The organism is Candidatus Bathyarchaeota archaeon, from assembly GCA_026014735.1.
GTDB lineage: Archaea > Thermoproteota > Bathyarchaeia > Bathyarchaeales > Bathycorpusculaceae > Bathycorpusculum.
Genome location: JAOZHT010000001.1, coordinates 1001310 through 1016084, shown reverse-complemented (window position 1 = coordinate 1016084; position 14775 = coordinate 1001310). Strand labels below are relative to the sequence as shown.

18 protein-coding genes are annotated in these 14775 nt (G+C 51.1%); 13 read left to right on the top strand and 5 right to left on the bottom strand.

Annotation, left to right across the window (positions count from 1 at the left end; translation table 11 throughout):
* Window positions 1-107: 107 nt before the first annotated feature.
* Complete coding sequence (locus tag NWE93_05265; GenBank protein ID MCW3999628.1) at window positions 108-1148, top strand: hypothetical protein; 1041 nt, start codon at window positions 108-110, stop codon at window positions 1146-1148.
* A complete protein-coding gene (locus tag NWE93_05260; protein MCW3999627.1) occupies window positions 1136-2209 on the top strand; it encodes a nucleotidyltransferase domain-containing protein in 1074 nt (357 codons plus the stop codon). Before NWE93_05265 ends, NWE93_05260 begins: the two co-directional genes overlap by 13 nt.
* Here NWE93_05260 and NWE93_05255 read toward each other — a convergent pair.
* Window positions 2206-3222, bottom strand: coding sequence for a hypothetical protein (locus tag NWE93_05255; protein ID MCW3999626.1), 1017 nt, complete (start codon window positions 3220-3222; stop codon window positions 2206-2208). The genes NWE93_05260 and NWE93_05255 overlap by 4 nt on opposite strands.
* A gap of 96 nt (window positions 3223-3318) precedes the next feature.
* Here NWE93_05255 and NWE93_05250 point away from each other — a divergent pair, with 96 nt between their 5' ends.
* From NWE93_05250 to NWE93_05240, 3 genes are all read left to right on the top strand, one after another.
* Window positions 3319-4266, top strand: coding sequence for a triphosphoribosyl-dephospho-CoA synthase (locus NWE93_05250; protein MCW3999625.1), 948 nt, complete (start codon window positions 3319-3321; stop codon window positions 4264-4266).
* A gap of 75 nt (window positions 4267-4341) precedes the next feature.
* A complete protein-coding gene (locus NWE93_05245; protein MCW3999624.1) occupies window positions 4342-4977 on the top strand; it encodes a DUF2284 domain-containing protein in 636 nt (211 codons plus the stop codon).
* A gap of 52 nt (window positions 4978-5029) precedes the next feature.
* Window positions 5030-5305, top strand: a complete 276-nt coding sequence (locus NWE93_05240; protein ID MCW3999623.1) for a DUF5615 family PIN-like protein — start codon at window positions 5030-5032, stop codon at window positions 5303-5305.
* On the opposite strand, the gene NWE93_05235 is transcribed toward NWE93_05240, so the two are convergent.
* Entirely contained in the window at window positions 5302-5787 is a 486-nt protein-coding gene (locus NWE93_05235; GenBank protein ID MCW3999622.1) for a hypothetical protein, read from the bottom strand. The two genes, NWE93_05240 and NWE93_05235, sit on opposite strands and share 4 nt — an antisense overlap.
* Window positions 5788-5969: 182 nt before the next feature.
* Between NWE93_05235 and NWE93_05230 the strand changes: the two genes are divergently transcribed.
* From NWE93_05230 to endA, 5 genes are all read left to right on the top strand, one after another.
* Window positions 5970-6335: a hypothetical protein gene (locus NWE93_05230; GenBank protein MCW3999621.1), complete on the top strand. Its 366-nt coding sequence runs from the start codon at window positions 5970-5972 to the stop codon at window positions 6333-6335.
* A gap of 146 nt (window positions 6336-6481) precedes the next feature.
* Window positions 6482-7228, top strand: coding sequence for a phosphoribosyltransferase family protein (locus NWE93_05225; GenBank protein ID MCW3999620.1), 747 nt, complete (start codon window positions 6482-6484; stop codon window positions 7226-7228).
* A 51-nt stretch (window positions 7229-7279) separates the two neighbouring features.
* On the top strand, window positions 7280-8149 hold the full coding sequence (locus NWE93_05220; GenBank protein MCW3999619.1) for a matrixin family metalloprotease: 870 nt from the start codon (window positions 7280-7282) through the stop codon (window positions 8147-8149).
* A 92-nt stretch (window positions 8150-8241) separates the two neighbouring features.
* A complete protein-coding gene (gene mtnA / locus NWE93_05215) occupies window positions 8242-9267 on the top strand; it encodes an S-methyl-5-thioribose-1-phosphate isomerase (GenBank protein ID MCW3999618.1) in 1026 nt (341 codons plus the stop codon).
* A 98-nt stretch (window positions 9268-9365) separates the two neighbouring features.
* The gene (gene endA / locus NWE93_05210) at window positions 9366-9920 is read left to right on the top strand and encodes a tRNA-intron lyase (GenBank protein MCW3999617.1); all 555 of its coding nucleotides are present in this window, start codon (window positions 9366-9368) and stop codon (window positions 9918-9920) included.
* Here endA and NWE93_05205 read toward each other — a convergent pair.
* Window positions 9917-10669 carry a hypothetical protein gene (locus tag NWE93_05205; protein ID MCW3999616.1) on the bottom strand — a complete coding sequence of 251 codons (753 nt, stop codon included), beginning with the start codon at window positions 10667-10669 and terminating at the stop codon, window positions 9917-9919. The two genes, endA and NWE93_05205, sit on opposite strands and share 4 nt — an antisense overlap.
* Before the next feature lie 225 nt (window positions 10670-10894).
* Between NWE93_05205 and NWE93_05200 the strand changes: the two genes are divergently transcribed.
* Window positions 10895-11707 (top strand): methyltransferase domain-containing protein, encoded by an 813-nt coding sequence (locus tag NWE93_05200; protein ID MCW3999615.1) that lies wholly within the window; start codon window positions 10895-10897, stop codon window positions 11705-11707.
* Between the two features lie 115 nt (window positions 11708-11822).
* Window positions 11823-13097, top strand: coding sequence for a histidine--tRNA ligase (hisS, locus tag NWE93_05195; GenBank protein ID MCW3999614.1), 1275 nt, complete (start codon window positions 11823-11825; stop codon window positions 13095-13097).
* Between the two features lie 65 nt (window positions 13098-13162).
* On the opposite strand, the gene NWE93_05190 is transcribed toward hisS, so the two are convergent.
* Together NWE93_05190 and NWE93_05185 are read right to left on the bottom strand one after the other, a co-directional pair.
* On the bottom strand, window positions 13163-13336 hold the full coding sequence (locus tag NWE93_05190) for a hypothetical protein (GenBank protein ID MCW3999613.1): 174 nt from the start codon (window positions 13334-13336) through the stop codon (window positions 13163-13165).
* A gap of 155 nt (window positions 13337-13491) precedes the next feature.
* Window positions 13492-13770 (bottom strand): 60S ribosomal protein L22, encoded by a 279-nt coding sequence (locus tag NWE93_05185; GenBank protein MCW3999612.1) that lies wholly within the window; start codon window positions 13768-13770, stop codon window positions 13492-13494.
* 254 nt (window positions 13771-14024) lie between these two features.
* Here NWE93_05185 and NWE93_05180 point away from each other — a divergent pair, with 254 nt between their 5' ends.
* Window positions 14025-14546 (top strand): nitroreductase family protein, encoded by a 522-nt coding sequence (locus NWE93_05180; protein MCW3999611.1) that lies wholly within the window; start codon window positions 14025-14027, stop codon window positions 14544-14546.
* Window positions 14547-14775 lie beyond the last annotated feature (229 nt).

Here is a 14775-nt window from a genome sequence, read left to right as displayed (position 1 = left end):
AGCTGTATCTTAGACTGTACAGTTAAAATAGTTTTCAAAGGGTTTTCGCTGGGTTGGCTGCAATAGCTTTTTTAGGTTTATTCAAGCTTAGTTGGGCGGTGCAGACTTTGGAAGAAGCATCAATCTGGGTTCCAGCCGACGGCGACACATTCGTCACCACCGACGGTTTTATCATGAACACGTTTGGGTACGAGCACCCCGACGACCGCGTCTTTGCCTTCCTCAAATATATCCCCGCCAAATACAAAGACCTCTTCAACGTCGAAATGCTCAGCCGCACATGGAAATTCGGCACAAACCCGCTTACCAGCCAGCTTTTCCGCGCCGAGAAACTCTACACCGCCAAAAACTACCAAACCTTCATCGAGGCCTTCCGCAAAAACTTCCCCAAGTACCTCTTCTATGATGAGACACGCAGCAAAGAACTCATCACGGCGCCGCTGGATAAAATCGAGCAGGTGTTTGTCCCAAAAGACCGCCTTGTCTGGCTTCAAAACCTAAAAAACCCCGATTCCTTCCAGCAGATGGCGCTTGAAATCGTTAGTTTAGTCCACAAGGAATCCGGTGTTCCCTACGTGGATCTGGGGTTGCATGGCTCCACAGCGCTTGAGATGCATTCCCAGGAAAGCGACATCGACTTTGTGGTGTATGGCACCGAGAATTTCCGCCGAGTCGAAGAAACCATCCAAAGGCTCGTTAACCAGGGCACTTTCAGCTACATCGCGGGCAACCGCATCGAAGCCGCACGTCACTTCGTAGGCAAATACAAGGGCAAAATCTGGATGTACAACGCCACCAAAAAACCCGACGAAATCAAGGGGCAATACGGCGACTACACCTACACTGCGCTTCTACCTGTGCGGTTTTGGGCTACCGTCTGCGATGACACCCAAACCATGTATCGCCCGGCAATCTATAAAATCAGCAACTACAAACCCCAAGATGCCCAATCTGAGCTTGAACTCGACAAAGTACCCTTGCAGGTCGTTTCAAACATCGGCTGCTACCGCAACGTAGCCCGCATGGGCCAGCAGATCAAGGTGGCAGGCACCCTAGAGAAAGCCCAATCCACCCACGACGGCAGCAGCTTCTATCAGGTTGTCGTTGGAACCGCCACTTCGGAAGAAGAGTACATATGGCCAACCTAAAGCTACGCGACCGCGACGCCATCCAATCCGCCGAGGGCATAATCTTCCGCGTCTTCGGCTACAGTCACCCATCCGCCGCGTACATCTGCGACGCCGAATACGCCAGCAGCAAAATCTTCCAATCCAAAGACCCCCGTGCGCCACGCGAGGGCAGAAGCGAGCTCTTCTACAAATTCTACAACGACGAAGGCATGAAACTCGTCGCCAAAAAGTACCCGCAATACCTTGTTGAGCATAAGATGCTGGGGCTAAAACTCGTTGGCGTCCCCGAAAACCTCATTGCGGAGGCGCGGCAGCCGCAGCCAAGGTTGCAGACGCTGCTCAGGCAGGGTCCGACTGATAGTCTTTTAGCTGCCATGGAGAGAGTTTTAGGCATAGCCACATCTAAATCCGGAGTCTCAGCGGAAAGCTTCGGCGTCTTTGGCTCGATGCTCCATGGGTTCCATCATCCAAAATACAGTGACATCGACTTCACCATCTACGGTAAAGCCGAAAACCGCCGAATCGTCGAGGCTAACCGCCAACTCTACAGCGACCCCGCCTCGGGACTTACCAACGAATTCGCCTCGGAAGACGCTATGGCGGGTAAGACTTGGCTCTTCAAGAACTTCACTGTTCCCGATTTTGTCTGGCATCAACGCCGCAAATACATCTACGGCCTCTATGATGACCGCGCGCACAGCGGCAGAATAATAAAAGCCGAGTTTGAACCCGTCAAGGACTGGAGCGAAATCCAAAACGAATACAACCCAGACGCGCGGATAGTACAGAGGGGCTGGGTGAAGCTTAAAGCGCGGGTGACAGCCGACGACAATGGCCCTTTCATACCTTCAGTCTACGGCATCGAGCCGCTGGAGGTCCTTAGCGGTCCCCGCGAGGCAATTGAGGCACTGCGGGTTTTTAGTTACATGGAGGAGTTCCGCCAGCAAGTGCAACGCGACGAAACCATCATCGTGGAGGGCAACCTTGAAGAAGTTCAATCCCCCCTCGGCGGCAGCCTGCAGGTAACGTTGACGTATTGTCCCCGCTACTACGAGCAGGTCCTAAAAGCCCTGCACTAATGAGCCAAAACCATGTAGTCTTGGGGTTTGTTGCCTAAAATTAGGCGGTAATGTTTTTTGCCGTTTTTCTTTTCTGTAACCAACTCAGCTTTGCCCTGTGCCTCAATGCACTCGCCGACGGTGGTTTGCATACAGAACCTGCCGCGGAACGAGGCCACCTCCGCAATCGGCGCCAACTCCTCTCCGCAGAGAACTTTCACGTTTTTAAGCTTGTAGCTGCATGGCGTAAAGAGCGCCTGGGCGTCGTCGGCGATTTCCGCCTGGATTTTGAGGTAGCCGCTGTTCTGGTAGCATAAATCGCCGTACTGCTCGGTGGATTCGTTCCAGTCTTTTAGGAATCGTATGAAGTAATCAACACCCATGAACATGCCTTGAAATGCCTTGCGTGACTCCACCAAAGCAAAATCCTCAAAGCTCATCTGGGTATCCTTGACGCGGAAATCATAAAGCGCACGCAGCTCCGACTGCGTATACGCCTTAAAACCTGATCCCTCCCTTTCTCGCAGCTCCTGCAATGCACGGTAGGCTTTGCGGCTGTTTTCGATGCCGTAGACGAGGGGGTCGATGTCGGAGGTGGCGGTGGTTAACCCGGCCATGATGGAGCCGGAGATGCCGATGGCGTCCCAGGGGATGTCTGCTTTGTCTTTGAGGGCGGCTGCTAGGCGGTAGGCTTTTTCTTCGAGGGGACTGCGGGTTTCTGCGTTTCGAAGCTGGGCAAGCTTCTGGTTTGGATGGTAAACCTCGGTTATTTGCTCGACGGGGACTTCGCAGAGGGTTTCGCCGAAAACATGGTCATAGACGACTAGTTCAGGAGTGTTTTCTTGGAGGTAGCGGAAGCGGTCTTGGAGGCTGTAGACTTTTCCGTAGGTGACGTCGCCGCTTTTTCTGTTGCCTGCCTTGTCAGGGATGAAGCGTGGAAACGCCACGATGCGGTTTGGCGGGTGAGTGGTGCCTTTTACATCGAAGACTACGCCGTTTTGTGTTTTTATGAGGTCTCCTTCACGTGCCTGCATTTACCCTGCGCCCTTGTAAGTTGCTTCAATTGTGTGTAGTTTTTTACATAACGTTAATAAGGGTTTTTTTTTACCGTAATAGAACGGTGCATAAAAATGAGCAGCCTCCAAAAGGCACAGCACATCAGCCGATGCTTGCAGCTTGCCATAGTTCTTGAAGTAAGCGCAGACAAACCTGGAAACGTCAACCTAGTGGTGGATTTTGAAGGCACCCGGTGCGAGCATTTTCTGGCTTCCTCTATAGCGGCGGGACCCAGCTTCCAAGAGGGCGCCGCAAGAGGCATAGAGATTGCACAGAAAAAACGTGGTCTCTCAGAGGCGGGGCTTGGGGAACTCATCAGGTGGGGCATCGCAGACATAGATGCTTGGCAGCATGGCGGCAACACGCTTTTGGGTACAATTATGCTTTTTGCGCCTTTGGCTGTTGCGGCAGGTATGACGCCTTCTGATAGCAGTTACCGATTGGATTTTGGAGTGCTCCGCCGAAACCTCGATGCCGTAATCAAAGAATCAACCGCTCGGGATGCCGTGGGCGTGTATGAAGCCATCGAAATCGCCAAGCCCAGCGGACTCAACGGTGCACCGGACCTAAACGTGAAGGACCAAAACTCCAAAAAACGCCTGATGGCCGAGAACGTTACGTTGCTGGAGGTTTTCAGAATCGCCTCAGCCTACGATGACATCTGCAGCGAATGGGTCAACAATTTCCCAATAACCTTCGATTTAGCCTACCCTTACCTCATGAATGAACTAAAACATAAAGACCTAAACAGCTCCATCGTCAACACCTTCCTAAAAGTGCTCTCAGAACACCCCGACACATTTATCTCGCGTAAAGTTGGCTTAGAAAAAGCCCAAGAGGTCTCCGTGGGCGCAAAAGAAATCCTTGAGTTAGGCGGCGTCGAAACAGCCCAGGGCAAAGAGTGCCTGATTGCGTTTGACAAAAAACTCCGCACAGCAGGCAACGACTACAACCCCGGCACCACCGCGGACATGACGGCGATGGCGCTGGCGCTTTGCACACTCAGCGGCTACCGACCATAACATGCAATTTCGCCTCTTGCTGCTAAATCTTTATATCAAAAGCTTCATTCAAGCCCAGAAAGCGAGTGAATAGTGATGTCCGCTCAAAGTGACGCAGAAAAATTCGGTTTCCTCGTTAAATTAGCCCTCGAGATGGGTGCCGCAGAAGCAAAAATCGTTCCCGCCGCACACGTTGTTGTCGAAGATCGGGTGCCTCTAAAATGTAAGGTTGGCTGTAAATACTACGGCCAAACCCTCGCCTGCCCACCTTACACTCCCACCGCTGAGCAGTTCCGCAAAATCGTCGGCGAATACAGTTATGCGATGTTTATGAAGTTCACCACCACCGCTACTGCTGAACCCGAAGTCTACAAGCACCTCATGACTTACCAAACCGACCCAAACGTGCCCGCCGACATCAAGGAGAAAGCCGCCAAGTTCTGGCAGGACTGGAAAGACAGCAAACGCACCATGCTCCAATCCGTCGTGGATCTCGAGAAAGCCGCGATGAAGCAGGGCTACAGCCTCGCCATATCCTTCATCTCTGGGCATTGTCAACTCTGCGAAACCTGTAGCACTGATACTGGCATCTGCCGGCACCCTGAACTGATGCGGATGTCAGAGGATGCTTTGGGAGTGAACGTGAAGAAAACCGCAGCTAACGCAGGCATAGAATACAAGTTTCCCTTCACCAAAAACGCGGATTCCTTTGCTCTATTGCTCATTGACTAAACCCTGCAGAAACCCTAAATATCTTGTATTCTCAATTTGAAAGCAGAGAGATATGAAGCTTCTACTTGACGAGATGTATGCAGGATTAAAGGAGTATTTTGAGGCGCTGGGCTACCAAGTGGTGACTGCGCAGGAAGCGGGTTTAAAAGCAGCCAAAGACCGCGCCGTCGTGGAATACGCAGAAAAGCATGGTTTGCTGCTGGTGACTCAGGACCAGAAACCCGCCGAGCTCGCCCAGCTACTTGGGGTAAAATGCGTTTACATATCTAACCTTATGATCGCCAAGCTGGTGGATGAGCAAATCAAAGCCTTCTCCAAAGAGGCTTAAACGCTGATGTGACGCAGGTACTTGTTCCATAGATACGCTGCCGCGTAGCCAGCCACCGAACCCACTGCTGGACCCATAAACAGGACAAGTATGTCTAGCATGGGGCTTCGTTGGATAAAGAGGCTCACGTAGGTTAAGCCGTAGTTGGCGACTATTTCTGGGGAGGCTGCGAAGGCGGCATAGCTGGAAACCGCTATGAGCAGCGTGCTGACTGCCATGGCTGCTATGAGGCGGTTGCGGTTAACGCCCTGCTTGGAGCCTCTTATTCTAAAGATGTAAAGGGAGAGGTCTACGTAGACGCCGTAGAGGAACGCGAAGAAGAACGTGAAGGGACCTAGCGCGGGGCTGACCAGCGCCGTAAGTAAGCCGCCGACGGCTCCGACATACATGGCGCCGACGCGGTGAATGAAGAGCGCGCTTAACGCGAGGAGCACGGCTTGGATGACTATCATGAGGTAGTTAAGTGGCGGCGGGAGGAACATGTTTGCAACGAAGATGATTGAGCCGAAGAGTGCGATAATGAATAACCTCTGGAGTCGCTGCGTCCCATTTTCCCCTCTTTGCTATAGCATTAGCGGTTGCATTAAAAAACCTATATTTTTTCATGTGTTCCTGCGAAAGGAAAATAAGCGGTTAATCCATATGGGCACTTAAGGCGAGATAGATGAAGTGTGAACGATGCGGTAGCGAGATATCTGAGACCGAAGTTGCCAGCTATCAGGGAAAAACTTTATGCGAGGACTGCTGCTTTGACCTGATAAATCCACCCAAAACCTGTGACCCCACCGCGGTCTCCTCGACTCTTATGGTGCGTAAGCAGCTTGGGCAGACTGGAACCGAGGGGCTTAGTGAGCGGCAGAAAGAAATCTACACTCTGGTGGTGGCGAAGGGCCGTATCAGCCGAGAGGAACTTATGCAAACCTTAAAGCTTTCGCCGTCGGAGTTTGAGCGGGAGTTTTCGGTTCTGCGTCACTGTGAATTGCTCCGCGGCTTCAAAGAGGGCAATATGGTTTTTTTCACTAAGTTTTAGATATTTAGCTTCCGTTGGGCTTGACGCTTGCTTTCTTATTGTTGAATGGGTTTTTAACGGAAAGTTATAAATCTTCAAGATGTTATATTAGTTCACCATCCGTTAATTGCCTCATATATGTATAATGAACTTGGAGAAAAGGTAAGTTGAGCACACACGCAGAAGACCTAAAACTACGATTAATGACCATAGAACTTCTACGTACTGCAAAGTACAAGCGCAACATAACCTACCGCGAGTTAGCCTCCAAAACAGGCTTACCCGTAACCGTCCTAAGCCGCTACGCCAAGGGCCACGTGCTCCCCAACACCACCCGGGCAAAACAGCTCTGGCGGGTCCTCACCAAACTCGTCGGCTTAGAAGCGGAACTCCGCAGCCGCATAAAATTCGACGACATCGGCTACTTCGACAACACCGAAATCGTCGGTGACTACAACATCCTCCAGCAAGCAGCCAACCACGCCCTCGCCAACTTCGCGGGAAAACGGGTCACCAAAATCCTAACCGCCGCCGTAGACGGCATACCCCTAGCAACCATGGTTGCCAACGCGTTGGGCGTGAACCTCATCGTGGCTAAGCGTAACAAGGAAGTGGGCGTCCGCGCGTTTTTGGAGGAAACCTACATTCTCGGACGCGACAGCGGCGTCACCGTGACCCTCTACATCCCCAAGGACGCTATCAAGAAACGCGACAGTGTCCTTGTTGTGGATGACATGATTAAGAGCGGCGAAACCCAGGAGGCACTGGTAAATCTGGTTAAGAAATCTAAAGCTGAGGTTTCCGGCATCTTCTCGCTGATTGCGGTGGGTGAGGAATGGAGGAAGCGGCTAAAGCCAGGTCAGGATAGCCCCATCGAAGTGGTTACCCACCTAAAATCCCCCTTTGACTCTTAAGGTTAAAGCTGCATGTGACAGTTTTTATTTTTCTTTTACCTAACCATATTTATGAAACCCTTAGTTATTTTTGCCATTGTTCTTTTAGTAACGCCGGTTTTTTTAGTACAAGCCCAATCCCCGCAAGGTACGGCTAATTTAGATATCTCAACCATCCGATGGAACAAATCCGCATTAGACATTCAAATCATCGAAGCCTCCAACGAAAGCTGGTGGCAACCTGAATTCTTGAATGCAACGACCAATACGCTGGCTAATTGGAAAAGCGCGATAGATTTCTTCACCGAGAAGTACCCTGATTATTCCTATCTGTCGAGTTTAACTTTTGATTTCACCGTTTCCCAGCAAGCCACGGACGGATATGACGTTTACTTTATTTTTGCACAAACAATCCCCCACGAGAATAACTTGGTGCTAGGCCGAACCACCACTTACCCTACATCCTCCAATAACATAGACCACTGCGTAATCACGTTGGCTACGACATCGCAAACCCTATCATTTAACACCGATGGAATGATGAATGTGGCAATGCACGAGTTTGGACATGCCCTTGGCTTGGGACACAGCAACAGCACCGACGATTTAATGTACCCATCCAACGACCTGATTTTTTCAGAGAATCAAATATCAACCTTAGACCTGTACGGCCTCGCAATTCTGTTTAATTGGCTTAATGAAGGTTCACCGCCCACGCCCCAAACAAACACAATCACCCTGCCCGCTGACATAGTATTCGAATATGCGCCTGTCTCGAAGGGTTCTCCGGCGCCTCAAGATGACCCTTTAAGTTTCTTAGCGGCGGCAGTAGCCTTTGTTAAGGAAAACACTGTTACCTTGCTGATTATTGCGGCAGCAATTTGCTTCCTTGTTGCCTTGGCCATCGTTTTAATGACAAAAATGCCTCGGAGAAAGCTTTAGCCAATGCCTATTGCTTGTGCCTACGCCGAATGGGGACTCCAAAAACTTTAACACCATCATCACAACTAAGCTCACTGACGAGGCAAATTTAGATGCGGATGATTAAATGGCAGAACGGATCAGTAATTACCCCCGACCAAACCAAGCTGCCCCTCCAAGAAGTCACCTTAACAATAAAATCCGTCGAGCAGATGGCGGAAGCCATAAAGGTGCTCCGAATCCGCGGCGCGCCGCTTCTAGGTGCAGCCGCAGGTTTTGGCATAGCCATCGCCGCGTACAATTCCACTGCAAAAACCCCCAGCCAACTCCTAGTTGAACTCGACGCGGCAGGCACCCTTATCAAGCGTCAACGACCCACCGCAGTGAACCTGTTCTGGGGCGTCGACAGGGTCTTAGCCAAAGCCAAATCTACCCAGAGTGGAGTGGAGCCGATTAAAGCCGCAGTTATCGCGGAAGCCCAAGCAATCGCCGACGAAGACGCCGCCAACAACCATGCTTTAGGCAAAAACGGCGCCATTCTAATCGACGACGGGGACACTATACTAACCCACTGTAACGCCGGGGAACTCTGCGCAGTTGAATACGGCACCGCATTAGGTGTTGTTAGAGCCGCATGGGAGCAGGGAAAAAAAATCAAGGTTATCGCCGACGAAACCCGTCCGCTACTGCAGGGCGCACGCTTAACCGCTTATGAGCTGAAACGCGACGGCATCCCCGTTACCTTAATCACCGATAATATGGCAGCACATGTTATGAGCAAGGGCCTCGTTGACAAGGTGGTGGTGGGCGCCGACCGCATTGTGCAGGACGCGGTATTCAACAAAATCGGCACCTACGGCGTCGCTGTGCTGGCGCATGAACACGGCATCCCATTCTATGTCGCCGCCCCAAAATCCACTTTTGACTTAACCAGAAAAGCCGCCGATGTAGAGATTGAGGAACGCAACCCTGAGGAAGTTACGCATGTGGGCTGCCAGCAAACCGCGCCTAATGGAGTCGCCGTCTATAACCCCGCCTTTGACGCGACACCGCTCAGGTACGTGGCAGGCATCATAACTGAGAGCGGTGTCTTCACTAAAAAGGACTACAAAAAATTCAGCCCCACCTTTCCCCTTTAAACCCCTTTTTCCACGGCCACCGCACAGCAAATAAGGTTGCCGAGGCATAACGTATATGAGCCGAAGCGCCCAAATCAAGCCTTCATAGTGAATTGCAGATGAGCGAACAAAAGAAGCCCCAGCCAGTTGAATTCAAAACATGCGGTACACTCGCCGAAAAGGGTATAGTGGTTGCGGAGCAAAGCAGCATCGATCAGCTTACCAGCAGAGGCTACGGTGCATCCGAGGGCAAAGTCTTCACGTTAACCTTCTTTGAAGCGCTCTACTTGCAGGACAAAGGTATGCTGGATGTTAAAGACAAAGATGGCGCCGCCGTGGATTTTCAGGCTCTGCTACACCTCTACGGAATGCAAAACGAGAATGCATGGGTTAACTACCTTATTTACCGGGACCTTCGCAGCCGCGGATACGTGGTAAGAGAGGGCTTTGGGGTGGGCATAGATTTCCGCATCTACGAGCGGGGTTCTTATGGTAAAGACACTGCGCCTTACCTTATTTTAGGAACACAGGAAGGCAAGCCGCTGCCCATCAACGACTTAGCCGATGCACTCTCGAAGTGCCAGAGCCAAAAGAAAGAGCTAGTTTTGGCGGTTATGAACCGCCGCGGCGAAATCGTCTACTATTCTGTTGGCGAGTTGCATTTCCCCGTTTAAATGGCGTTTTGGCTCATCAGCAAATCCTGGACAGTCATCATCTGAATGTCTAGACCATAGCTGCTTCGTGCGCGCACTTTGCCTCTGATAGCGTCGGGGCTAAACCCGAAGGCGACTATGACGCCGTTGCGGGCTTTCTTTCGTGCAACCGAAGAGGCGAAGAGGTCGATGTCACGCATGCCCACGCTGTCGGTTTGCTTAATGGAGAGAGGGTAACCGACAGAGGAGAATCCGTCGATTCCGCGGGAAGTATCCATCGAGGAAGCGGCGGTTCCACGCATTTTCTTGATAACCCAAGCTTGATAATCCGCATAAGACATTTTGCGCAGGGACTTCTCGCTGGTTCCCCGACGCTTCATAACCATAACTCCTCCGACTAATCCGCCCACCACCAGAAGGATAATCAGAGCTATTTCCCCGATTAATCCGAAGTCCACCTTGAGAGTGTTTGATTTCGCCGGGGTGATTCGATGAATGAAACCGCTATCCTCGTCATCTGAGTCGTCAGAATCTTGCGCAGAAGGCTTTGCGGTGGGTGAAGTTGTAGCGGTTGGAGAGGCAGTAGGGGTACCTGTGGGGATAGTAACGCCACCACCACCACCGCCTCCACCAATGTCTCCGTCGTCTCCGCTGTCATCGTCGCCTTCATCTTGACATTGAACATTAATCGGTAAAACTCCAAGCAGAAACACTATAACAACACAGATTGCCAGCCATTTAGCTGCTGCTTTTTTACTCAGAGACTGCATAGCATTAACCGTCCTAAACGTTTCCTCGACTAATAGAGGCTATTGTATGGTTTGCCTTAAATAATTTTGCAGGAAAATGCCGCTTCCTCCCCGCATAGACCATATTCGCAGGCTAAAATGGCGACGGAAAGTCAACTGAGCATAGAAAAAGTGATCTCTCAAACGTTATTCCTCCACAGCAAGTTATTTAGGGTAAAACAAACTGCCTCAATAGGGGCAACCGCTATGGCATCAACCAACAAATACTCATGGAATGCAAGAGACTACGCGAAAAACTCCCAAAATCAGTACCAGTGGGCACAGGAGTTAATTCCCAAACTAAAACTATGCGGAGACGAGCGCCTCTTAGACATCGGATGCGGCGACGGAAAAATCACTGCTGAACTCGCAGGTTGTCTCCCCCACGGTAGCGCAGTAGGTATCGACAGCTCAGCGCAGATGATTAACCTCGCCAAAACCAGCTTCCCGGGCCAGCAGCATCCAAACCTATCCTTCCAGTTGATGGATGCACGAAGCCTCAGCTTTAGCGAGGAATTTGATTTAGCTTTCTCGAATGCGGCGCTGCACTGGATAGTTGACCAAAAAGCTGTTTTGGCAGGCGTGCACAGAGCCCTTAAGCCTAGGGGGCGGCTGCTGTTTCAGATGGCAGGCAGGGGCAACGCCAAAGCAGTGCTTGATATCCTCGATGAGTTGCGTGTGATGGAGCCTTGGCGGAGCTACTTTGAAGGCTTTGCTTTTCCCTATGCCTTTTTGGACGCGGAAGAGTACCGTGCGCTTTTGGTTGATGCTGGGCTGGATCCGGTGCGTGTGGAGCTGTTCCCGCGGGACATGAAGTTCCCCAGCGCTGAGGGCATGGCGGGGTGGGTGCGTACGACTTGGCTGCCCTTTACTGAGCGTGTGCCGCCTGAAAAACGCGAGGGCTTTGTAGAGGCTATAGTGAACCATTATCTTAAGGAGCACCCCGCAGGGAATGATGGGCTTATCCATTTGGGTATGATGAGGCTGGAAGTAGAAGCACAAAAAAAGCGCGAGATTTAACACTAAAAGACGATAAAAGAGCCAATGTATTCTTGCCCCCTGATGGTTAAGGCTTACTCCGCCGAGAGTTTTAAAAGAACAACCGCCATCTCTATGTTATTTAGAAGAGATCAGTATGCCAGCTTTCCAACCTGTCCGCGGAATGCGCGACTTAATCGGTGAAGAAGCCCAAACCTTCGCCGCTATCATAGCAAACGCCAGACAAACCGCAGGCCTCTATGGCTTCCGAGAAGTCATCACTCCACATGTGGAGCCGCTGGAGCTGCTAAGCGCAAAAAGCGGCGAGGAAATCCGCCAGCGCATGTTCATCTTCAAAGATCTCGGTGAGCGTCAGGTGGCGCTACGCCCGGAATTCACTGCCTCAATCGCACGGTTAGTTACGACATCGCTTAGAAACGACCCTAAGCCGCTTCGTCTCTTCTCTGTGGGCACCGTTTACCGCTATGATGAGCCACAGCGTGGACGCTACCGCGAATTCTGGCAATCCAACTTTGAGTTGATGGGCTCAGCCAAACCAGAGGCGGACGCGGAAATCGTGCTGCTTACCAACACGCTTATGGCGTCGCTTGGGCTTTCGGGCTACGCCTTTAAGGTGGGGCACATCGGCGTTATCCGGGGCATCCTTAGCCAAGATGGCGTAGACGAGAGAACCCAGAACGCCGTGTTTCAGCGCATGGACAAAAAAGAATACGATAAAGCCCTTGAGCTTGTGGAGTCTGCGCAGTGCCGCAGGATGCTGGCGGGGCTCATAGAGTTGGCGGGCAAGGACTGGCGGGAAACCGTGGAGAAAATCAAAGCCTACGTTGCCGATTACCCCAGCGCCCAAGCCGCGGCACAGAACCTGCAAGAAATCCTCGAGTTCATCACCGCTAGCGCTGATCTCCATGTTACGGTGGAGCCTGCGTTTGCCCGTGGACTCGAATACTACACGGGTATGATCTTTGAAGTCTACATTCCCGAGTTGGAGATCGCTTTAGGCGGGGGTGGACGATATGATCGGCTTATCGAGGTTTTCGGCGGCGAATCCACACCGGCAGTTGGCTGCGCACATGGCATAGACCGAGTAGCTATTGCGCTTCAAACCCAGGGTGCCCGATCCAGCGTTAAAGCCCAGAAAACCGTTGCGGTGGTTACAATCAATGAGAACCTCAAGGCGGCGGCGCTTAAAATCGCTCAGCAGCTCCGCGCGGAAGGCATCCCGGTGGACTTCGAGGTTATGGGGCGCAGGATGGGTAAGGCGTTGGAGGACGCGGATAAACGCGGGGTTGATTTTGCTGTCATCGTGGGGGAGCGTGAGCTGGGTGAGGGCGCGGTGGTGCTTAAGGATTTGGCGGGTCGAACGCAGAGTACCGTGTCCATCGATAGTTTAGTTCGGCAAATAAAAAATTAGCTAACTTTGGTTGGTTGAGCAAGCGCCCTAACAATCGTGTCTTTGGCTATTTAGCTGAGGCGCTTTTAGCTGGCTGTTTTTTTGAACCAGACTATGCCGATTAGCGCGACTAATGCGGCGGTTAGGGCAGCCAGAGGGTTGATTGCTTGCAGGGCGGTGTAGACGGAGGCGAAAAGCATCACTGCTATTAAAGCGACTATTAGAACGATGCCTCCAACGGTCCAGTTTCTATGGCTCAAACCTTAAACCTCTGTTGCTTTGTTTACAGTTACCATTAGGGGCTGTTTTGATTTAATGCTACGCTTACGAACAGCCCGTTCAATGATTAGACAGCAAAAAACCATTGCTAATACTGCAGAAAATATGATTGGTCTAAAATTTAAAGAAGAAGGGATTAATCTTCCTCATCGATTTTACGTTCCTTAATTTTCAGGGCTTCCTCTTCGCCGATGACCTTGAAGGTGTCCGATAACTCATGCTTATGCAGGAACTTTTTAACCACTATCCGCACATATTTTTTGCTGAGCGCTTCACCTTCACCTTTAACCGTGACGGTTTTGCCTTCGGTGGCGACTTCTCCGCCTGTTTTCTCCTTAAGGAAATCAGCGAGTTTCTCCACCAGTTTATTTTCGTCGGCTTTAAGTTCGGAAGCATTGACTTTCATTTCAACCATACTTGTTTCACCTCGATTACGCTGCATCGTTTTCTGGGTTTGATGCTTTTTTCACAGCTACTGCATTGATAAGTTTTCCGCTTATGTCTATGTCAGTTCGCCCGTCGAGCCTATTCATCGCTTTCGCTCTGCTCTAGTGCTCATCATCCAACACACAAATCAGCCACAGAAACTTATGTCTCTTCCGCTTGCTCTTAGCGGTTGAAACAAACGGTTTTTAGCTCCTCAAACAAATCATTACTAGAGGATACTTTATGGAGTTAGAAGAGGCAATTATGAATCGGCGAAGCATCCGTGCCTACAAAAATCGGGAGTTACCTGCTGATGCCATGGGGCGGCTTATTGAAGCTGCACGGCATGCTCCCTCAGCCGGCAACGGTCAACCCTGGCGCTTTGTTGTTTGTGTTAATGCGGAGATTAAGCATGGGCTCTCTGTGGCGGCTTTTGGCCAAAAATGCCTCGAGGATGCCTCAGCTGTGATTGTGGTCTGCGTGGATCTCAAGGATGCTGCCGGAAACTATGGTGAACGCGGTTTAACTCTTTACTGCTATCAGGATACTGCGGCAGCCATCGAGAATATTCTTTTAACGGCGGTTTCGCTGGGGCTGGGGACATGCTGGATTGGCGCTTTCCGGGAGGATGATGTCCGCAGAGTAATCCATGCGCCCTCGGATATGCGTCCTGTTGCTTTGATTCCTGTGGGTTATCCTGATGAGTCGCCGTTGCCTAGGCCCCGAAAACCCGCTGAGGCTATTGTGCGTTACGAGCGTTTTTAGCGGCTAGGGGCTGCTGCTCTCTTTTCCTGTTTTAGACTGGTGTATCTGCCGATAACAAGGTTTAAAAGAAGCAACTTGCCTTCCATATAGCTTTATCTTGGACAACTGGCTTACCCGTGAATCAGTCGAATGCTGATCAAACAGCGTTGCCCAGAATCATAATCACAGGAGGAAAAAAACAGGATGTTATCGCGAGATTGCGATGGATGCTCTCAGATGAAGGCATGTA